Raw genomic sequence first — 21,677 nt, 5'->3', positions numbered from 1 at the left:
GAAAAGATTTTACAATTATCTAAAGAGAAATTGCTCGATAATAATCCTGGTTATTTACGGATGGATCAAATACACTCAATTTCTGTAATACAAGCTATGGAGAAAAAAGAAATTGTTTCGCCACAAATCCTCAAGGATTATTTTGGCAGCTATGGTCTCCAGAAGGTGGTTTTAGACCTGTTCCACCTCATAACTCGAATGTACCCGACATGCCTAGATAGAATCAACATATCAGGCTTTAGAGGACATACAAATGATTTTTGATAAAAATACATTAAGCAGAGCAAAAACAAAAGATTGCAAACTATGTCATAAAATCAAAGTCTGATTACGGAATTGATTATGTTTTTACTGATAAACCGTAGGGACGAGAAATCATTTAGGAAAAATTGACGAAGAGTTTCAGGAAATCTAAAAGATAGTTTATTTTCAATGGCCATTAATTCTTCAAGCCGTAATCCTATTACAAAGGACTACGGCTTTTAAAGTCATATGGTATTTAATCCTTTTAGTAAAAAAGCACATTCCATTAGATTTTGGAAGCATTCCGATAGATTTTGAATTCCATTCCGATAAATTAGGACGGCGTTCCGGAAGTTATTGAAAAATTACAATTATACCGCTTCCTGTTTTCCGCGCTTCTGCTGCTGAACAAATAGGATGCCGAGCTCGTGATGCTCTCCTTCAAATAGAGCACGTTGCACAAAACGAATTTGGTCATTCGAATCTAAGACCTCTAGCTTACAGTGCGCGCGGTTTTTCATCAATGCTTCATAAAATTGCTTTTTGTTGTTGACAGGAACACCATTTACTTTGGTCACGATTTCTCCGATTTCGAGCCCCATTTTTTCAGCCGGAGAGTTCGGAATAATTCCAAGAATCATCACTCCGCGGTCTCTATAAGAGAAGTAGAATGGCAGTCTTTCTTCAAATAACCGCTGATAGAAGGTTATGCTCTCTCTTCCAAGCAATCCTAAAGCAACTGCTGCGATAGATAAGAGCGGGTACCAATAGCCTCCCATTGCAACCAGCGTCACAATGACTCCCAATGCGATCACTCGGTTTCCATTCATTTTGATCGATTCTTTCGGCAGCAGGCCTTGAACCTGCTGAGAAAAGCCGATTAAAAACGGAATGACAACGGGTGTAAATTGTGAACTGCCAGGTCCTTGGAGCACCGGCCACCATTCAAATGGAGATGATAACTCTCCAGCAGGCAGAAAAACGAAAAAGGGTACCATCCATAACCTTCTTGAAACATGCACTCCCGCCGGAAGTCCCCGCTTGGAGGTAATCATTTTGGGAGAAGTCCCTTTATAAGCATTTCGAGAAATTAAAAGGCCTTCTACTACTAGTAATAGTCCCATTAAAAACGGAATAGATGGGTAGATTGGCTCCAGGTTTTTGAAGGCTGATGAAAAAATTGGCACTTCAATATGTTGGTCATATGTAAAAAATACGATAAAAAACGTCAATCCGAGTGTATAAACTGGGGATAACAATCTAAATTTTAGAGTCAGTAGGATAAGAAATGTTAGCGCTTCTGCTAGGATGATCGCTGCAAACGGAACGGTGATCCCGAGAGCAACTGTTAGAATGGAAAGGATCCCACCCATCACCAGACCTGCCGGCAGCAAATTTCTCAATTCAAAATACCCGTTCTGGGCCCGGATATTAAAGTCTTTTCGTTCACGCTTTACACGTAAATACCCCATAAAAATACATGCAAAAAAGGCGAAATAAAAGATCGGGTGGGAAAACATTTTTCCTAAACCTATCAAAAACTCCATCATCCACTGCTGTGCCACCCTTATCAACCGTCCTTTTCCAAACAATCTATTATTTCCTATTCTATCAAAAATAAAAACTTATTGTAAAAAAGATTAACGACAAGCTTTTATTTTTATACTGATTTTCTTCCAATGATCGCTCTATCATTTGGTGGCCCCTGTTTATTCTGAACGGTCTACCTCCCCTTCACCGTATGCAGAGTTCATTTTTTCCACTCAAACATGTTACACAAAAACCCTTCCAACGAATAGACCCTCGCCTTGGTGGTACCTTCATAAGGAAGATGGAGAGTGGAAAGCAGCTTATGGGCTCCCGAACTCGAATAAAGATGTAGAAACTCTTTGACCTGCCTATTCTGAATGGACGGCTGAAACAGTAGTGCAAAATCACGTAACGCATCCAAATGAGCATTGTGGCTTGTTTGATTGCATGTAGGACATGTCCATTTTCCCTTATTTCTTATCATAGGAATGCTAGAACAAAATGGACATACTACTCCTGTCAAAATGTCAGATGGATTGATTTTAAAATGGGCAAGAATATCTGGATTATATGGAGTATCGTTTTTTAGAAGGATGTTTTCCAATTTCTGTAACTCGCATTTTTGTAAGACATTCTGTTTATATTGTGTATATAAGCTCTGCACTTTCTCTACAAACTGGCTGCTGCGTATTACGGCATCGGACTTTGAAACCTTTTTAATTTGAGCGGATAAATTGGAAACGACAACGAGGAATTCAATGGGAAGAGAAGGCAAATTATGTTTTTGTAGCCATTGGGATAATTGGAATTTCTGATGCTTCACCTGCTGAATAGGATCAGAAAAAACAACATCCTCACCATCGATCGTTTTTATCAGTTGATTAAAATGGTGATCAAAACTCAATGTCCCGGAAATGTTTTTTATCTCTAAGAGAAGCATAAAAGCTGGTGAAACCATCAATGTGTCAATTTGAAAATGATAGGTACCTGAGGAAAGTCTGAGGTCATGAAAAATGTAGAGGTTTTGATTAGCCAGGAAGCTTATATAATAATCTAAAGAACATTCACCATGATATCCGGCGGAAGCTTTTCCTAACTCTAATTGGACTTCTTTTTTCTTTGGATGTTCGAGAGAAAGCCGCCGATCCAAAGCTTCTAACTTCAACAATTTTAATGATTTTTTCCTTTCTTTTACAATCAAATGACTACACTCCTTTCATTTCATTATTATTATTTCTTGCTTATTCTGAAAAAATCCTGCCATGTTCTCCTGAATTTATTCAATCCGTTCTTTAAATAATTCAACCCGTTCTTCGTATTATTCAACCCATTCTTTAAATAATTCAACCCGTTCTCTTAATTATTCAACCCGTTCTCCGTATTATTCAACCCATTCGAAATAATCCAACCCGTTCTTTAAATAATCCAACCCGTTCTCCAAATAATTCAACCCGTTCTCTTAATTATTCAACCCATTCGAAATAATCCAACCCGTTCTCTTAATTATTCAACCCATTCGAAATAATCCAACCCGTTCTCCGTATTATTCAACCCATTCGAAATAATCCAACCCGTTCCCCAAATAATTCAACCCGTTCCCAAAATCATTTAATCCGGCTATATTGAACCAGGCACACGCATCTCAAAATACAAAAAACCGGACTATCTATATTAGCCCGGCAAAAATTTTTGCTATTTCACTAAATATTTAAGTGCGACTCTTAATTGTAAATCATTGTCTTCATCACGGATTTTTTCAGTCACTTCTTCCTCTAGCTTGGCAGCGGTTTTTTCATCCAGAACACCGGTGGGATTCAGGCCAGCCTGTTTTTGGAATGCCTTCACAGCGATTTCTGTCTGAAGGTCAAAATATCCGTCTTCTCTTCCCGGTTGGAGACCTAACGCCTTCAGCATTGCTTGCGCATTCTGAATTTGATCATCCGCCATATCCCGTTTTAGCGACTTGTTGATTGTTAATGGATGGACGCTGAAAAACTTAGGCTGATGAACTTCTATGGTTGGCTTAATGCCTTTTTGATGAATCCAATTGCCATTTGGTGTCAGCCATTTAAATAGAGTGAGCTTAATGTTGCTGCCATCCTCCATCGGTACTGCCTGTTGGACAGTTCCTTTGCCAAATGTTTTCTCTCCAATTAATGGATAGCCTCCTGCTTCTTGAAGAGCACTTGCAAGAATTTCCGATGCAGAGGCACTGCCTTTATCAATTAGAACCGCAATAGGGTAAGGTTTCTTCTCCTTCAACGTTGTAAAGTACTCTTTTCGATTTCCGTTTCTTTCTTCGATTTGAAGGTATGGCTTATTTGCTGGGACAAGTAATCCAATCATTTCTTCGACGCTTAACAGCAGTCCACCCGGATTTCCACGCACATCAATAATCAAACCATCAATCTTTTCATCCTCAAGAGCCTTCAATGCCTTTTTGAAGTCTTTAGATGTATTTTTTGAAAAAGACGTAACCTCAAGATAACCAATTTTCTTTCCGCTTTCTTCTTTTACCAAGGCGTGTACGGTTTCAATCGGAATTTCATCACGAACAATTTTTATTGTGATCGGATTTGCAACTCCTGCCCTTTTAATTTCAAGCGTGACCGGCGTTCCTTTTTTCCCTCTGATTTTCATACTTGTTTCATATAAATCAAGCCCCTCGACGGATTCCCCATTCACCTTCAACAATTGATCCTTTGGCTTTAGCCCTGCTTTTTCTGCTGGCGAGTTCTTATAAGGAGAAACGATGATAATTTTTCCGTCCTCTATTCCAATTTCTGTACCAATCCCCTCAAACGAGCTGTCTAAGGATTCAGTAAACTGCTCGGAGGTTTTCTTGTCCATATAGACGGAATAAGGGTCCTTCAACGTCGCAATCATCCCTTGAATCGCGCCATCTACAAGCACATTTTCTTCCACTTCTTCAACATAGTGCTTCGATATTAATTCGTAAGCTTGCTGGACTTTCTCAAGATCTGGCTGTGCATCATCCTGTCCTGAACTTTGTAATAAAGGTGCTTCTTTTTCAGGAGAAGATGAAAAATAAACGCCTCCCGCTGCACCTGCAGCTAGCGATAGCGTTACAGCAGCCGGCAGTACCCAAACTTTCTTCATATTTATCCCCTTCCTTAAGGAGACCTTGTATTAAACGATTCTGAGACTCGTATACATATTGTGCTGGGAATGGTCTGCTTACTAATTTTGTAGTATATGGTTAGGACGTTTCCTCTTAATCTAGGTCTGTGCCCCTACAAAAACCGTTATTTAGTAAAGAAAACTCGTCGATTGGCGAGCCTTACAAAGGCGAAGACAGAGGCGTAGTTGCACTTATGAAAAAAGACATCACACACAATGTGGATGTCTTCTTTGCTTTATATTTATTCATAGCTTGTACGAAATAGACCTTACGAAATAGTTTTTTTATATGTTTTTTTCATAACGAAGCTCACGATTATGCAGATCAATGACATGAAAACTCGTAATAGCCCAATTCCTTCGCCAAAAAAGCTCCAAACCGGAATTTCACCTTTTGCCAATGCACCGCCGTATCCCCAGCCATTTTTGAGGCTTCCTTGTGAAGAGCACATTTAAAAAAATCTTTACCAAAACACTCCAGAATATCCTAAGGTACCTGTTTATAATAGTCTTCCCTTACTACTTTCCATGAATCTTCCAACACGATAAGCCGCTCTTTTACAAACTCTCCGTTGCTTCGTAAAAAGGAAAGAGGTTGAGATGAATCCTTCCATATGGTTGTTATAAGGTACTTCGGATTTGGACCAACAATTTCGCAGAACGCTCCCGAAAGCATTCCGCCTGCTTCCTTCATCCTTTGCAAATTGGCAAAATATTGTTCAGAATCCTTGTAAACAATCCCTTCAGCAACTCTTACGATCTTCCCTTCTTGGAGCGAAGTAAGAAGCTCGTTAGTGGATCCTGGAGTTTTAAAAAGAGTTTCGCATAATGCAACAGATATAGATTCATAGAATTGACCCTGATTACTAGAAGTAAAAATATCATCATGTATGTGATTCATAAAATAATGATAGGACTTCCAATTTTCCCAGAGTCCCAGAATGCAAGCATCCGACTTGGTATGGATGTCCCAGCCCCCAATCTGACCGAAAAACCCTTCAACATGACGTAACGCTTTCCAATCCTCTTGGGCTTTGGAAAAATCAGCCCTCCATTCATCCGGCACGTGGCAAACGATCCATTTTACAATCATCTCCCGTAACCTCCCATATTTAATATGGCGAATCTGCTCCCAGGCATTCAAATGTAAGGACTCAAAACTAACAGGGAACTGTAAATGATCCTTTCTTATTCACAATGCCTTCTTACCCTAATTATACACTATAAAAAAACAGCTTGGTAAAAAATGTTACCAAGCTGTTTCACGTATCCCTATTCGACTACTTTTTAGTTCACGCAAATATTTTTGAGCACCATCGATTAAATCGGCACATATCTTAAAGGATCGACTGCATTGCTTTTAGACGCTGTCCAAGGTCCTTTGTGCAGCTCAAAATGTAGATGCTGTCCGTATGAACGTCCAGTGTTACCCATATAGCCGATCATTTGACCTTTAGAAACGGTTTGACCCGTTCCAACACTTATCGAATCTAAGTGAGCATAAACTGTTGTGAAGATCTGGCCATCAATAGAATGAGAAATGAATACGCAGTTACCGTATGTGGAAGAGTAGTAAGCGCGTACCACCACTCCGTCTGCAGCTGATACGACTGGAACATCTCCACGTGCCGCTATGTCAATTCCGTAATGGAACTTACCCCATCTTGGACCAAATGTGGAAGATAATCGGCCTGAAGCAGGTCTAGTAAATGAACCAGAAGAAACTGGAGGCAAGTATGTTTCGGAAGAACCGCCAGAAGAACTATTTCCCTTAGCTTGTCCGGCTGCACGCTTTCTTGCTGCTTCCAATTCTGCTCGACGTTTCTTTTCAAGCTGGATCGCTTTTTCAATAGCTGCTTGTTGAGCCGCTAAAATTTCAGCTTCTTCTTGTAAGCTTAACTTTTCCTCTTCAACATGCTTTTCTTTTTCTTGTAGCTGCGCCATAATTTGATCTTTTTTCTTACGCTGCTGCTCAAGCTCAGCTTTCATCCCTTCAAGCTCTTGCTTCATCGTTTCTAAGCTTGCTAGTTTCTCTTCTACTTGCTTTTGTTTAAGCTCAAGGTTCTTCTTATCTTCTTCATGCTGGCGAAGAATATCCTGGTCTGCTTCTATAATAGTAGAAATCGCACTAACACGGTCTATGAAGTCACTAAAGCTTGTTGCCCCTAACAATACCTCAAGATAGCTGACATTACCGCCTGTCTGCTGGAAGGAGCGTGCGCGCTCTTTTAAGACCTCATTTCGCTTTATGATTCGCTCCTTTAAAACTTCGATTTCTGCTTTTAATTTTTCAATTTCCGCTTTCGTTTGAGCTATTTGCTCATTTTTTTCACGGATTTTTTGGTTTGTATCACTGATGGAAATGTCTAACTTTTTAATTTCAGCATTTAATTTTTCTTGCTCATTTTGTAAGCGATTAATTTCCTTTTCAGCATTATGTATATCAGATTGAACATCTGAACGTTGCTCTTGAATTTTTTGTTTTTTACTTTCCATGTCGCTGATGGATGCTGCATTTACACCTGGTACAGATAACAAACTGCCTACACCAAGCATAAGTACTGTATTCAGAATAAGTGCCTTCTTCTTCAATTCTATTCTCCCCTTTCCATCTCTTCCCGCTAGACCCTACAGTCTTTGTGCTTAAGAGTTGTTTTTAAAATGGAGTGAAGACGGGTCATGCTCTCTCAAACATGCACCGTCTCCCAATCTATTAAACCTTCAAAAACTTTCTGACAGACATTAAGCTTCCCCAAACACCAATCAGTCCACCTAGCAAAATTAATATGCCAGATATTTGATAAACAAATGGACTGAATTTCAACAATTCCACAAACTTTATTGAGATTTTTGGCGTTACATATTCGTAAAGATTATAGTAAGCTGTCGAAATCAAAATTATAGGGATAATGGCTCCAAGTACTCCAAGCCAAAGCCCTTCAAGGAAGAAAGGCCAACGAATGAAGGAATTTGTCGCTCCAACCAATCTCATAATCTCGATTTCTTTTCTTCTAGCAACAATTGTAATCTTGATTGTGTTAGAAATAAGGAACATAGCTGTAAATAGCAAGCCTACTATTAAAGCAATTCCGATATTACGAGTGATATCAACGAAATGGAAAAGTTTTTCTACATAACCTTGTCCATATTTCACAGATTGAACATACTCGTATGCTTCAATTTGCTTGGCTACTTTTATTACATCCTGAGGTGTTTTTGTTTTGACTACATATACATCCATTAATGGATTATCTTGTTCAAACGGCTTATATACTTCTCCGTCTTCACCTAAGTTTTTAATTAAATTGGTAAGCTCTTCTTCCTTAGGGGAGAATCTGACCTTGTCCACCTCTGGAATTTTTTCAATTTTTTTCCCAATCGCTTCTTGGTCTTGCTTAGTTGCTGCTTGATCTATATGAACTCGTATTTCAACATCTTTTTCAATGTTAGAGGTAATGTTGTTAATGTTCATCATGATCACAAAGAAAACGCCAACGAGCAGAAGCGTTACTGTAACGGCACTAACCGATGCAAACGTCATCCAGCCATTGCGGCCCAAGCTCTTAATGCTTTCTCTAAAATGGCGACCAAGGGTTCTAATATGCATATCCATAGTCACCTCTTTGCTCATCGCGAATAATCTTGCCATTTTCAATTGCAATAACACGATGCTTTAAATTGTCGACGATCTCTTTGTTATGAGTAGCCATCACAATCGTTGTTCCACGATTATTGATTTCTTCAAAAATATTCATAATCTCCCAAGAAGTATCCGGGTCAAGGTTTCCAGTCGGCTCATCTGCAATCACGACTTTTGGTGAATTTACGATCGAGCGTGCAATCGAAACACGCTGCTGTTCTCCCCCTGAAAGCTCAGTTGGAAGCATTCTTGCTTTATGCTTTAACCCTACTAAATCGAGCACTTCCATTACACGTTTTTTGATTTCGGAAGGATGCTCTTCTATGACTTCCATTGCAAATGCAATATTTTCATAGGCAGTAAGAGTCGGAAGAAGCTTGAAATCCTGGAATACCACCCCGATATTTCTTCTAAATAACGGAACCTTCGAGTTGCGAATCTTAGACAGGTTCACGCCATTGACAATAACATCTCCACGAGTTGGTTTTTCTTCACGGTATATCATTTTAATAAAGGTTGACTTTCCTGCACCGCTCGGACCAACCACATACACAAACTCGCCTTGTTTAATCTTAACGTTAATTCCGTTAACGGCACTAACACCGTTTGGATACGTTTTGAATACATCCTTCATTTCTATCATAAAAAAACCACCTGTTCGCTTTTATACCTCCGTGTAAAAAAGCAATAATTTATGCACAGCCTGGATTCGACAAGCTTTTAGTCTATCGACAAACAAAGTCACACTCTTGTTTTCCGATCAACACCTTAATTCGAATACGATCGTTTGTCTACAAATCTAAAAGCCTGCTTTTCGCAAGCTTTATCTTCTAAGATGTTCAAAAAAAAATACATTTTTTTACCGTTTTCGCCACAAAGCCATTATAACATCAAATTTTGTCATTTCATGAAAAAAAATATTACATTTATATTTCAACCGGATGAGAATTTTCAGATAGTTTAAAGAAAGTGGATCATTGAAGTTTAAGAGGATTCTATTGAATTGGGCTTTAATAAACCATAAAGCTTGTGGGGAATTGTGAATTGTGAATAAGGAAACGCGAATTGCAAGTAAGATGCGTGAATTGCGAGGAAGGAAACGCGAATTTCGAGCGAGGAAACATGAATGGGGAGGAAGATGAATAAAGAACGTCCCGCAATAAACAGCAGAACGTTCTTCCATTATATGTAGCTCTAGTTGATTATTTCTTCTCAGCTAACCAAGAAGCAACTTTAGAAGCTTCTTCACCTTGAAGTAATCCAGCAGGCATTGCACCTTTTCCTTCAGTAATGATTTTTTCAATACCAGCTTGATCAAGTTTTCCTCCGACTTTTTCAAGGGAAGGACCTACGCCGCCTTCAAGGTTTTGTCCGTGACAGCTTGAGCATTTGTTTTCATAAAGCTTTGCAGCATCACCAGCATCAGCAGTCGTTGTTGTACCGCCTTCTGCCGGCTTATCTTTCGCCTCATCGCCACCGCCACATGCTGCTAGAACAAGAGAAGTACCCATTAATAAAGCTAGTAGCTTCTTTTTCATTAAAAATCCCCCTTAAAAAATTTACAAATACACCAATATTATACCATTTTCAAACCCTTTTAAAACCCTCGCCTAAAACCTCTGAAGCATCCATTACAACCACAAATGCAGTAGCATCAACGGATTTTACGACTTGTTTCAATTTTGTGAATTCTGTTTGATCCACAACACATAACAAGACAGGGCGATCGTCCTCGGTATACCCACCCTTTGCATTCAGTCTGGTTACACCTCGGTCAATCTTTTCAAAAATAGCTTGTCGAACTTCAAACTCCTTGTTCGTAATGATTAATGCCATTTTAGAGCGGCCAATACCCACTTGAACTAAGTCAATTGTTTTACTTGTTACATATAAACCGATTAACGCATAAAGTCCTCTTTCAATATCAAACACAATGGCTGCACTGAGAACGATTAAACCGTCAATAAAAGCCACGCATGTCCCTAACGAAAGATTTGTATATTTATGTATAATTTGTGCGGCTAAATCCGTTCCACCTGTAGAAGCCTTTCCACGAAAAACAATTCCTAATCCAAGCCCGACTCCGATTCCTCCGCAAATCGCCCCCAGCAAAGGATCATGTGTCCACGGCTCCCAATCCTTTGTCAAAAACACAACGAAAGGCAAAAAGATCGTCCCAATTAACGTTTTCACTCCAAATTGAGCTCCTAAAAAAATAAGCCCCGCAATAAAAAGCGGAATATTTAAAGCCCACTGCACAAACGCTGGCTCAATTCCAAACAAAGCTTCTGTTATCGTACTAATCCCGCTCACGCCGCCCGATGCAATCCTATTCGGCAACAAAAACACATTAAAAGCAATGGCAACAATCGCTGATCCAACAAGAACATAGCCATATTCTATGACCTTTTCTAATAGCGGATGACGCTCCACATCCCGATTTCGTCTCTTTTTCATTCTGAATCCTCCGAGCTGTTACGAAGTATATGTATCTAATCTTAGTGTAAACCGAAAAGAGTATAGCATTCCCCAGCTTCCCCTGTAAATAACAGCCCGATAACGTGGTAAAGGGGTAAAATTTTTATGGGAGGTGTAATGGGAGATATTAAAAGGCATGGTATCTTCATTTTGGCTGATGGTATTTAAGAGGAAAAAAGTTTAAGTAAGTAACATAATTTAGAATGTGGACAAATTAATATTTAGAGCGGGACAGATTAATGTTTAGAGCGGGACAGATCATACTTGTGCGGAAAAATTAATGTTTGGAGCGGGACAGATCATGTTTGGATCAGACACTCTTAAACGAGACTTCCCTTCATATAAATTCGGCTTGAGGACGGATATATTGCTCCTAACGACCGATATATTGCTCCTGACGACCGATATATTCTGCCTGACGACCGATATATTCTGCTTGACGACCGATATTTCCTTTCTGACGACCAATATATTCTGCCTGACGACCGATATATTGCTCCTGACGACCGATATATTCTGCTTGACGACCGATATATTCTGCCTGACGACCGATATATTCTGCCTGACGACCGATATATTCTGCCTGACGACCGATATATTCTGCCTGACGACCGATATATTGCTCCTGACGACCGATATATTCTGCTTGACGACCGATATATTCTGCCTGACGACCGATATATTCTGCCTGACGACCGATATATTCTGCCTAACGACCGATATATTGCTCCTGATGACCGATATATTGCTCCTGACGACCGATATATTCAACTTAACCACCGATTTTTCCGCTTGACGACCGATAGCGAAACCCAAAAACGAGAATCATTCAACAAAAAAGAAAAGTTGTACACCAAAAGTTTGTATGCTCCAATATCTCCGCGTACTGGATCAGCAACATAACATAAGAAAAGCCGTACCCCCAAAAAGGTACAGCTCTTCAAATTAACTTAATCTCGAACGCAAATAAGCATTAATGAATACATCGATATCGCCGTCCATAACAGCTTGAACGTTACCTACTTCTGTGTTTGTGCGGTGATCCTTCACTAAGGAATACGGGTGGAATACGTAAGAACGGATTTGGCTACCCCATCCGATTTCCTTTTGCTCACCACGAAGTTCTTCAAGCTCGGATTGCTGTTCTTCAATTTTCTTTTGGTATAGCTTCGCTTTTAACATGTTCATCGCACGCTCACGGTTTTTGATCTGCGAACGCTCCGTTTGACACGTTACGACAATCCCCGTAGGAATATGTGTAATGCGGACAGCTGAATCAGTTGTGTTGATGTGCTGACCGCCGGCACCGCTTGAACGGTACGTGTCAACCTTTAAGTCTTCAGGACGAACTTCGATTTCAATTTCGTTGTTAAACTCAGGCATAACCTCACAGCTTACAAAAGAAGTGTGGCGACGGCCTGAAGCGTCAAACGGAGAAATACGAACGAGACGATGAACTCCTTTTTCCGCTTTTAAATAACCGTAGGCATTGTGTCCCTTAATTAATAGGGTGACACTTTTGATTCCCGCTTCATCCCCAGCTAGGTAATCAAGCGTTTCAACCTTGAAGCCTTTTTTCTCTGCCCAGCGTGTATACATACGCAAAAGCATAGAACCCCAGTCCTGTGATTCCGTACCACCAGCACCTGGATGAAGCTCCAAGATGGCGTTATTTTTATCGTATGGCTCGCTTAGTAATAACTGAAGCTCAAACTCATTCATATTCGTTGTGAGCTCCTTCATTTCTTCCACAAGCTCTGCTTGCAGCTCGTCATCATTTTCTTCCTTCACAAGCTCATACGTCAGTTCTAAATTCTCATACGTTTCATTTAGATTGTTAAATTTTCCAACTATATCCTTCAAAGCATTTGCTTCATTAATAATCGCTTGCGCAGCTTGCTGGTCATTCCAGAAATTCGGATCTGTCATGATCTCATCAAGCTCTGCGATACGCGCCTCTTTTTCTTCTAAGTCAAAGAGACCCCCTAAAGTCCGCTAATTTCTTAGCTGTTTTTTCAAGTTCATTACGAATTTCTGCTAATTCCATACCCTTCACCTCTATCAATATTCGTCAAAATATGCATTTTTAAAGTGAAACTTCCATCAGTTGGGGGTCTTATCCCCCACTGATGGTTAGTTGAGGCCCACAGGATGTGGGTCACACAGACGTTGCCACACGATGTGGCGTTTTTAGTCTGTGATCCTTATGTTCGGGCTTTTACGGGCAGTTATCCCCCTCTTAGACTTCATCGATTCTTCTAAGTCTTGAAAAGGGGGTTACTGCCCGTTAATGCGGGATAAAATCATGTTTCTTCCCAAAATGATAGCTTTATCAGACATTTTAATCAAACGTTTGATTAAGGCTCTTTTTGCATAGATTGTTGTTTTTAGACATAAAGTTTGTCCGTTGATTTCCGCTACAGGCACTTGCTTTCCGCGGGGAGGGATGTCACTCCTCGGCGTTACCGCCTGTGGGGTCTCCACTTCCCTCTTTTTCCCGCAGGACATTGAATAAGCTTCCTCGAATAAACACCGCACGAAGGAAATGCGAATGCATTTTCGAGGAGTCAAGTGCCCTCCGCTACAATCAACTCAGATTGTTAAAGTTAAATTACACTATAAAAGCAACAAACTTTACGAAAACAGCCTTGATTAAACACGAAACAGGTCGAAAACACGTGAAAAGAGGCGGCGTTTCACACAGCCTCTTTTCTAATTGTATCCTTCGATGAAAACGGTCGACGTGAATGACAGACTACGCCGTACAACGCCTCGCCTCACACACGTCCGCAGCAGTTTTTATATTTTTTACCGCTGCCGCAAATGCATGGGTCATTTCGTCCAACATCTACTTTCTTGCGAACCGGCTTCTTCTTTACATTCTCTCCGTCCTCTTTCGGATTCACGGCTTGACCCTTCGCTACTTCCTGACGCTGCAGATTATTGCGGATTTCAGCCTTCATGATGTACTTCGTAACTTCGTCTTCAATCGCTAAAATCATGTCTTCGAACATCGCGAAGCCTTCCTGCTGATACTCACGAAGCGGATCAATTTGACCGTAGGCACGTAAATGGATACCTTGGCGGAGCTGATCCATTGCATCAATGTGATCCATCCACTTGCTATCAACAGAACGAAGCACAATCACCTTCTCGAATTCGCGCATTTGCTCAGGTGAAAGCTGCTGTTCTTTTTCATCGTAGCGTTCTTTTACTTTTTCTAAAATGAGCGCTGTAATTTCTTCTGGATCCTTGCCTTTTAAATCTGCGAGCGTTATATCGCCCTCGTGTAAAACATTTGCATTTACATAATCAAGTAAGTGTTCAAGATTCCAGTTTTCTGGTTCTTCATGCTCTGGACAAAACGCATTAACATGACGCTGCACAGAAGATTCGATCATTTTTTCTACAATTTCACGCAGATTTTCACTATCCAATACTTCATAACGCTGCTTATAAATGATTTCGCGCTGTTGACGAAGTACGTCATCATATTGGAGCAATTGTTTACGGGCATCAAAGTTATTTCCTTCCACCCGTTTCTGCGCAGATTCTACAGCCTTTGTGACCATTTTACTTTGGATTGGCTGAGAATCATCCATACCCAAGCGCTGCATCATGGCTTTCATGTTGTCGGAACCGAAGCGGCGCATCAACTCATCTTCCATGGACAGATAAAATTGAGACACACCCGGATCACCTTGACGACCGGAACGACCACGAAGCTGATTATCAATACGGCGAGACTCATGACGCTCTGTACCAATGACAGCCAAACCGCCAAGCTCTTTTACACCCTCGCCAAGCTTGATGTCCGTACCACGTCCGGCCATGTTCGTTGCAATCGTGACGGCTCCAATTTTACCAGCTTCTGCAATGATTTCTGCTTCACGCTCATGGTTTTTGGCATTCAATACATTATGCTTAATGCCTTTTTTCGTTAAAAGCTTAGAAATCAGCTCAGACGTTTCAATGGCAACCGTACCAACAAGAACCGGTTGTCCTTTTTTATGACGCTCGGCAATGTCCTCAACGACCGCACGGAATTTCCCTTCCATTGTTGCATAAATTAAATCCGGACGATCATCGCGGGCAATCGGACGGTTTGTTGGTATGACGACAACATTCATATTATAAATGTTGCGGAACTCTTCTTCTTCCGTCTTCGCCGTACCTGTCATACCCGCAAGCTTTTCATACATTCTGAAATAGTTCTGGAATGTAATCGTCGCAAGCGTCATGCTTTCGTTTTGGATTTCCAAGCCTTCTTTTGCTTCAATTGCTTGATGCAAGCCGTCACTATAACGGCGGCCCTTCATCAAACGTCCAGTAAACTGGTCAACGATCACAATTTCGCCATCCTGAACCACATAATCCACATCGGCCTGCATGACCACATGAGCCTTCAATGCTTGATTGATATGATGGTTTAACGCTACATGAGAAATGTCAAATAAGTTGTCAATTTTGAAAGCGCGCTCCGCTTTATTGATTCCTTCTTCCGTCAGCTGAACACCTTTTGTTTTTTCATCATACGTATAGTCCACATCTTTTGTCAGCGTACGGACAAAAGCATTCGCCTGGATGTAAAGCTGAGTCGACTTCTGAGCGCTTCCGGAAATGATTAGCGGTGTACGCGCCTCATCAATTAAAATCGAGTCAACCTCGTCAATGACCGCATAGTGAAGCGGACGCTGTACCATCTGCTCCTTATAAAGCACCATGTTGTCACGCAGATAATCAAAGCCGAACTCATTGTTCGTACCATACGTAATATCCGCATTATAGGCTTCCTGCTTTTCTTCTTTAGAAAGACCGTTTAAGTTCAAACCAACCGTCAATCCAAGAAATTCAAACAGCTTGCCCATTTCGTTCGCGTCACGACTTGCCAAATATTCGTTGACTGTAACAACGTGAACACCTTTACCTGTGATGGCATTCAAATACACCGGCATCGTGGAGGTTAATGTTTTACCCTCACCGGTTTTCATCTCGGCAATGTTCCCTTCATGAAGAGCAATCCCCCCCATGAGCTGGACATAGAATGGATACATGCCAAGAACGCGTCTTGCAGCTTCCCTTACAACAGCAAACGCCTCTACAAGCATATCGTCCAATGATTCACCATTTTGATAACGGCTTTTAAATTCTTCCGTTTTCGCACGAAGCTGATCATCCGTCAGCTTCTCCATATCAGGGCCTAAGCTCTCTATTTGATCCGCAAGCTTCTGCAGACGCTTCAACTCACGTTTATTTGGGTCCAACACTTTATTTAAAATTTTAAACATTCACAAACGCTCCTCTGTTTTGTGATGGATATCGCTTTAAGATCACAATCATTTATAAAAAAAATAATATACAAATTAACCCTTCATATCTATCTATCTTACCATTTTACTTGAATTGGTACAATAATGTAGGTAGTCAGCAGGAATTGGGAAGGGGGTTTGAAAAGATAAATGATTGTTTTAAGAGAACTGTAGGTACCGGGTTTCAGCATGTTGACAAGCGTTTACATTCTTTATTAAAGGTGTTCTACTACGATGCTTATCCCTGTCTGGGATAGCTCATCAGACTTAGCAAAAAAACCCGGAGTTACCCGGGTTTTTTGAAGAAATGATGAATATTTTTAGTTTGGCTCAATTAGGCCGTAACGACCATCCTTACGCTTGTAAACAACGTTTGTTTTATTCGTTTCTGCGTTTGTGTAAACGAAGAAATTGTGGCCTAGCAAATTCATTTGAAGGATCGCTTCTTCGCTGTCCATCGGTTTTAGATCAAATCGTTTGTTACGAACAATCTCAAGCTCATGATCTTCCTCTTCCACAACAGGCTCAGCTTGCTCCTCTACTGCAACTGGAGCAAACAGTTCAGCTGTGCTGCCGTTTGTGCGGAATTTGCGATTGACTTTCGTTTTATGTTTACGAATTTGGCGCTCTAATTTATCCGTAATGGTATCGATTGCTGCATACATGTCATCTTTTCTTTCCTCTGCACGAAGCACTAAATTCGGCATTGGGATCGTTACTTCAACCTTAGACGTTTTATCATGATAAACCTTTAGGTTCACATGTACGTTCGCATCAGGAGTATGGTTAAAATACTTTTCCAATTTCCCGATTTTCTTCTCTACGTATTCGCGCAGAGCTGGAGTTACCTCAATGTTTTCACCACGAATGTTGTAATTCATAAGTGAGTCCTCCTTTAATTAAGACTATGTAATACATATTCTACAATACCCTTTACAATTCCTTCATAAACCTGTTAAAAATTGTGTCGAATTCTCGAACTTGGTCGACATGTTTTTGTGGGAAAATGTCGAGAAATGGTAACAACTTGTATTGTAGGGTATACCTTTATTATATGGATTTATTGGGAAGAAAAAAACCATCCGATTTGAAAATCGGATGGTAGCTTTTGAACTAGTATTTAATTTTGAACATATGGAGTTAAAACTTGTTGAATTTCCATTTTCCAGTTCTTGAATGCAGGATAAATGGATGTTTCAATAATTTCTTGTTTTTGCTCCGGATTATTTAGGTTCCCCTCAAGTTGAAGCACTTTATTAATAACTACATTGATATCTCCGAATAGACCATCAAAATGTTGTCCATGAAATATTTTGGAAAATAGAAACTGACTTTCACCCAATGTATTAAGGGCAACTAAGATATCTGATAACACCTGATTGCCCTCTGTTCTTTCTAAATTTTGAAAGCTTTCTATGACATACTGGAAGCCCTCTTCAATAGTGTTTATTAAATCTAAATAGTTTTTCGACATAGTTATTTGATTTTCATTTAATTGATTCATATATGACCTCTATTTTTTTTGATCTAAAAACCTACCGTCAAGATTAGATATGGATTGATATGGATTTAAATATTTCTTTGCATGTACTGATTTTTGTTTTTCTTTTTGTATATCGGTTTTTATATCCCTTAAGATGATATTAAGCTTGTGATTGATTTCCTTATTCATTTGAACAATCTCTCTACCAAGAACCTGTTCCGTTGCAGTAACCGTAGATGGAATTCTTTCAATCCATATCTGCCTTTGATCTAATAATTCTAATAGCTTGTTTATATGTTCTTCTCGTTGTTCTCTTGTAATATATTCAAGTAATTTTTTTATTTCTCTAGTTAAAGAATGAGCAATAGAGACAGCGCTCACAATACAACTCCACCTTGGCCATATTGTTGAATGCGGTTTTGTTTAATAACTTCTTTCCAAGTATCTCTTAATTCCGTTACAAAGGCTTCCACTTCATCTAAGATCACAATATCATTTTTCACGTTACCCTCAATCAATCGACGGTTCATGTAGTCATATAATGACATTAAGTTTTTGGAAACTTCATATTTCATATCTAACGTTACCATTAGTTCTTGAATGATTTTTTGAGCCTTTTGAAGATTCGTATTTTTTTCAGGTATATTATTCTCTTCTATTGCTTTTCTTGCTAACTTAATAAATTTAATACAGCCGTTGTATAACATAAGTGTTAACTCCCCTGGCGAGGCAGTTTGAACGGCGTTTGTCTGGTAAGATTGGTAAGGGTTATGCACAGCCATTTTTCCACTCCTTAATTAATAATTAACCTCCAAATTGCTGAGCAAAAAAGGCCGATTGCTGATTGGCTCTTTGTATGGCTTGCTCCATAGCTGTAAATTGACGCCAATATCTATCTTCGATTTGAGTTAAGCGGTCTTCAAATCGTTCAATACGGCGATCCATGTCACTGATAGACTTTCCAAGAAGACTATTATCCACTTTAGATAAGCTTAAAGGACTACCTGCTTTATCACCTAATTTTTTAAGGGCTTTATCCACACTGTTATATAAACGGTTTGCAATACCCTGTGAAGCAAATTCACTATCCTTATTAGTAAAAATCTTCATGACTTTATCTGGGTTATCCGCAAGTGCCTGCTTTAACTTATCCTCATCGATTATAATACGACCTCTAGTTTCATAGCTTCCGGTGGACAATCCAATGTCAAACATACTATTGAATTCTTCAGAAAGCCCGCTTATTGTTGAAGAAAAGTCGTTTCTCATACTAGAAAGAACATTTGTTAAAATCGGCTCGCCCTTCAAGAGTCCGCTTCTTGCCTTTTCTTCCCATTTTTCAATCTGGGTTTCTGATAACTCAGCTTTTTGTTCTTCTGTCAGCGGCTGATATTTGCTGTAACGTGGCTCTGCAAGCTTTTCATTCATTTTTAGAACCAGTTCATTGTATTTATCAACAAAATTTTTAATATTCTCAAAGACTTTGTCCGTGTTGTTGTTCACCGTAATTGAAACTGGGGTATCAGTTGCCTTAATATCTTCTTTTATCGTAATGGTTACCCCATTAAATTCAAAGGTGTTAGAATGCCTTTGGGTTTCTAATCCATTGATTGTAAAAATGGCGTCATCTCCGCCTAGTTCGTTATTTTCATCAAAGTTAAGAACTTTCGTCATAAAAGAATCCCCATCGAAGAGAATTTCTTTTCCAGCTGTGTTAAAATTACCAGTTTCTTTTCTATTAATAATCACTTTATCTGTGTATTCATCATAAAAAGCACTGACGCCTAATTCTGAGCCATTCAATCCTAAGAAAAATTCATCCAATGACTGTGTTCCTTTTACTTCAAAGGTCTGTGTATTCTTATTTCCTGCCTTATCGTATGTAGACATAGAAGTAGTAAAATAATGATATTTATAGTTCACATCAAAGCTTTGTCCATCACTTAGCTCTGTTCCAAATGTAAGCTTTCCGGTTTCAGTATTTACATAAACCTTGTCGGAAGCCACAGTTGGTTCTGCCTCAGTACCTGATTCCACAGTGAACGTTTTAACTATGTTCCCATCGGCATCTTTCACTTCAATAGTAGCTGGAAGCGAACCGGATCTTACATATCCATTATTCAAAAAGAAAATGGACTCTTCCCCTGTAACATTTTTTGTTTCCTTCTGTGTAAAATCATATGAAATATCAAATGTGCTTCCTGCTGTTACAGTGCTGCCGAAAGTCATTTGACCAGTTTCAGTATTTATATAAACATCTGTTGCTAATACTGACGGATTAGCATCTGTACCTTGAACAACATTAAAAGTTGTTGTTGCACCCGTTTTATCTTTAACTGTAATGGTGGGACCACTAATCGAATCTAATTGAGTTTTATCCAGTTGAACAGTAGTAGTATCACTCTTAACCTGTACAACTTCTTTATAAGTATCCCAATTGATATCGTTTTTCCCGGCAAAATGATCTTTAATTTCATACAGTCTTTTCTTTGAATCTATTTTCGTTCCGCCAGATATTTTACCAACATTCGGATCAGAACCACCACTTATATTATAAGCACTGGTTGCTTTTTGAGCAGATGTTATGGTAAACGTTCCACTAGCAATTGTACTAGCCGTTGCACTGATTTTGCTTTCATTAGTGGAGCTCGCACTTTTCACCTGGAAAGTAGATTGGAGTCTCATATTAAAAATTTCATTTCGAAACCCAAGAAAAAGTTTATTGATCTCACGAAGATCTTCTCTTTGCCATTCCAGTATTTGTTTTTTTTGGTTTAGTTTATCAAGCGGCATACGTTCTGCCTTCATTAAATCCTTTACGATTGTATCAATATCCATACCGCTGGCCAAGCCGCCGATTCGCATGTTATTCATTGCGTTTCAACTCCATTAAATTTTTTTATCAACCAATAAACCAAGAAATTCCGTCATGGCTGCGTATACGTCCAAAAGCTTCTTCGAAGGAATCTCTTTTACCACTTCCTGAGTGGTGTCATCAATTACTGTCACATAATACTCGTTTAACTTCTCATGAAGAACAAATTTAAGAGAAGTATGGGAAGGCTGCAGAAATTTATTCATGCCATTTATTACTTCAGTAATCTGTTCTTTTGTCTGTGGCTCCTGGTTATTGGGTTTTTGTACTTTCATTTCCTGATGAATCTCATCAGGTTTTTGATTTACAACCGAATTTCCACCTGTGCTGACCGTTCTAGATGTAAGGGAAACATTTTGTGACGACAATCGATCTATCATTTATATCCCCTGCCTTATACATCTAAATATACTTATCTCTTATATCGGCAAATTCCTAAATTTCTTAACCTGCCCCTTTTAAAAATCTAAGAATAAGAATAAAATAAGAACATATATTCTTATATACATTGAGGTGCTTACTATGAGTTTTAGAAGCCTCAGCCAGATTCAACAAAATATTTTGTTTGCCAGTATTATTGGAGATGGAGAAATAACGAAGTGTTATCCCAATAGCAGAAGAAAAAACAATAGTTATCGAGAACATTATGGGCAACAACTATAGGGTATGGAAAGCTTCATTCTTTGACGGCCAGCTCTACATACGTTCAAAAAGTCAATCATTGGTATCTAAATCAGATCCCTACTTTACCAAACTGTATTCACATTTTTATGATGACAACGGAAAGAAAACAATCCCAGTCGAATTACTTCCCATATGCACCCTCCCTCATTTTTTAACGTATTGTCAAAACTTTTATAGTAAATAGGTTAGTAAATCCTATATTAGAGGGCTTTTTGAGCAAAAAAATTGCCACCCCCTGAAATTTAGGTAATAGTGAGGTTACCACACCGACACTAAATCCCTAAATAAAGGAAG

19 protein-coding genes are annotated in these 21,677 nt (G+C 39.4%); all 19 read right to left on the bottom strand.

Going from position 1 to position 21,677, the window contains the following annotated elements; translation table 11 throughout:
• Positions 1–614: 614 nt before the first annotated feature.
• Positions 615–1,808 carry a PDZ domain-containing protein gene (locus tag GD441_RS07260; RefSeq protein WP_153125231.1) on the bottom strand — a complete coding sequence of 398 codons (1,194 nt, stop codon included), beginning with the start codon at positions 1,806–1,808 and terminating at the stop codon, positions 615–617.
• A 185-nt stretch (positions 1,809–1,993) separates the two neighbouring features.
• Positions 1,994–2,974: a nuclease-related domain-containing protein gene (locus tag GD441_RS07255; RefSeq protein ID WP_153125229.1), complete on the bottom strand. Its 981-nt coding sequence runs from the start codon at positions 2,972–2,974 to the stop codon at positions 1,994–1,996.
• A 491-nt stretch (positions 2,975–3,465) separates the two neighbouring features.
• On the bottom strand, positions 3,466–4,899 hold the full coding sequence (locus GD441_RS07250; protein WP_476742315.1) for a S41 family peptidase: 1,434 nt from the start codon (positions 4,897–4,899) through the stop codon (positions 3,466–3,468).
• A gap of 502 nt (positions 4,900–5,401) precedes the next feature.
• Positions 5,402–6,007, bottom strand: coding sequence for a YdbC family protein (locus GD441_RS07245; RefSeq protein ID WP_153125225.1), 606 nt, complete (start codon positions 6,005–6,007; stop codon positions 5,402–5,404).
• Positions 6,008–6,234: 227 nt separating this feature from the next.
• The gene (locus GD441_RS07240; RefSeq protein ID WP_225434164.1) at positions 6,235–7,506 is read right to left on the bottom strand and encodes a murein hydrolase activator EnvC family protein; all 1,272 of its coding nucleotides are present in this window, start codon (positions 7,504–7,506) and stop codon (positions 6,235–6,237) included.
• A gap of 121 nt (positions 7,507–7,627) precedes the next feature.
• Positions 7,628–8,521: a permease-like cell division protein FtsX gene (gene ftsX / locus GD441_RS07235; protein WP_153125438.1), complete on the bottom strand. Its 894-nt coding sequence runs from the start codon at positions 8,519–8,521 to the stop codon at positions 7,628–7,630.
• A complete protein-coding gene (ftsE, locus tag GD441_RS07230) occupies positions 8,511–9,197 on the bottom strand; it encodes a cell division ATP-binding protein FtsE (RefSeq protein ID WP_153125223.1) in 687 nt (228 codons plus the stop codon). The genes ftsX and ftsE overlap by 11 nt, the downstream gene beginning before the upstream one ends.
• Positions 9,198–9,756: 559 nt before the next feature.
• The gene (gene cccB / locus GD441_RS07225; RefSeq protein ID WP_153125221.1) at positions 9,757–10,092 is read right to left on the bottom strand and encodes a cytochrome c551; all 336 of its coding nucleotides are present in this window, start codon (positions 10,090–10,092) and stop codon (positions 9,757–9,759) included.
• 49 nt (positions 10,093–10,141) lie between these two features.
• Entirely contained in the window at positions 10,142–11,011 is an 870-nt protein-coding gene (locus GD441_RS07220; protein ID WP_153125219.1) for a YitT family protein, read from the bottom strand.
• 279 nt (positions 11,012–11,290) lie between these two features.
• Positions 11,291–11,848, bottom strand: a complete 558-nt coding sequence (locus tag GD441_RS07215) for a hypothetical protein (protein WP_153125217.1) — start codon at positions 11,846–11,848, stop codon at positions 11,291–11,293.
• 129 nt (positions 11,849–11,977) lie between these two features.
• Positions 11,978–13,079, bottom strand: a protein-coding gene (prfB, locus tag GD441_RS07210) for a peptide chain release factor 2 (protein ID WP_153125215.1) whose coding sequence is annotated in 2 segments (ribosomal slippage) — positions 11,978–13,006 and positions 13,008–13,079 — 1,101 coding nt in all. Because the reading frame shifts where the segments join, the coding sequence is not laid out codon by codon here.
• Positions 13,080–13,309: 230 nt separating this feature from the next.
• Positions 13,310–13,540, bottom strand: coding sequence for a hypothetical protein (locus tag GD441_RS07205; protein WP_153125213.1), 231 nt, complete (start codon positions 13,538–13,540; stop codon positions 13,310–13,312).
• A gap of 269 nt (positions 13,541–13,809) precedes the next feature.
• On the bottom strand, positions 13,810–16,320 hold the full coding sequence (gene secA / locus GD441_RS07200; protein ID WP_153125211.1) for a preprotein translocase subunit SecA: 2,511 nt from the start codon (positions 16,318–16,320) through the stop codon (positions 13,810–13,812).
• 341 nt (positions 16,321–16,661) lie between these two features.
• On the bottom strand, positions 16,662–17,222 hold the full coding sequence (gene hpf / locus GD441_RS07195) for a ribosome hibernation-promoting factor, HPF/YfiA family (RefSeq protein WP_153125209.1): 561 nt from the start codon (positions 17,220–17,222) through the stop codon (positions 16,662–16,664).
• 239 nt (positions 17,223–17,461) lie between these two features.
• On the bottom strand, positions 17,462–17,845 hold the full coding sequence (locus tag GD441_RS07190; protein ID WP_153125206.1) for a DUF8042 domain-containing protein: 384 nt from the start codon (positions 17,843–17,845) through the stop codon (positions 17,462–17,464).
• Between the two features lie 9 nt (positions 17,846–17,854).
• On the bottom strand, positions 17,855–18,205 hold the full coding sequence (fliT, locus tag GD441_RS07185) for a flagellar protein FliT (protein WP_153125204.1): 351 nt from the start codon (positions 18,203–18,205) through the stop codon (positions 17,855–17,857).
• Positions 18,202–18,606, bottom strand: a complete 405-nt coding sequence (fliS, locus tag GD441_RS07180) for a flagellar export chaperone FliS (protein WP_153125202.1) — start codon at positions 18,604–18,606, stop codon at positions 18,202–18,204. Before fliS ends, fliT begins: the two co-directional genes overlap by 4 nt.
• Positions 18,607–18,628: 22 nt before the next feature.
• Complete coding sequence (gene fliD / locus GD441_RS07175) at positions 18,629–20,698, bottom strand: flagellar filament capping protein FliD (protein ID WP_153125190.1); 2,070 nt, start codon at positions 20,696–20,698, stop codon at positions 18,629–18,631.
• Between the two features lie 15 nt (positions 20,699–20,713).
• The gene (gene flaG / locus GD441_RS07170; protein ID WP_153125188.1) at positions 20,714–21,079 is read right to left on the bottom strand and encodes a flagellar protein FlaG; all 366 of its coding nucleotides are present in this window, start codon (positions 21,077–21,079) and stop codon (positions 20,714–20,716) included.
• Between the last annotated feature and the right edge of the window lie 598 nt (positions 21,080–21,677).

It is taken from the genome of Peribacillus tepidiphilus (assembly GCF_009466385.1).
Classification (GTDB): domain Bacteria; phylum Bacillota; class Bacilli; order Bacillales; family DSM-1321; genus Bacillus_BN; species Bacillus_BN tepidiphilus.
Note: the sequence above shows the minus strand (reverse complement) of the source record. Positions and strands in the feature narration are given on the sequence as shown.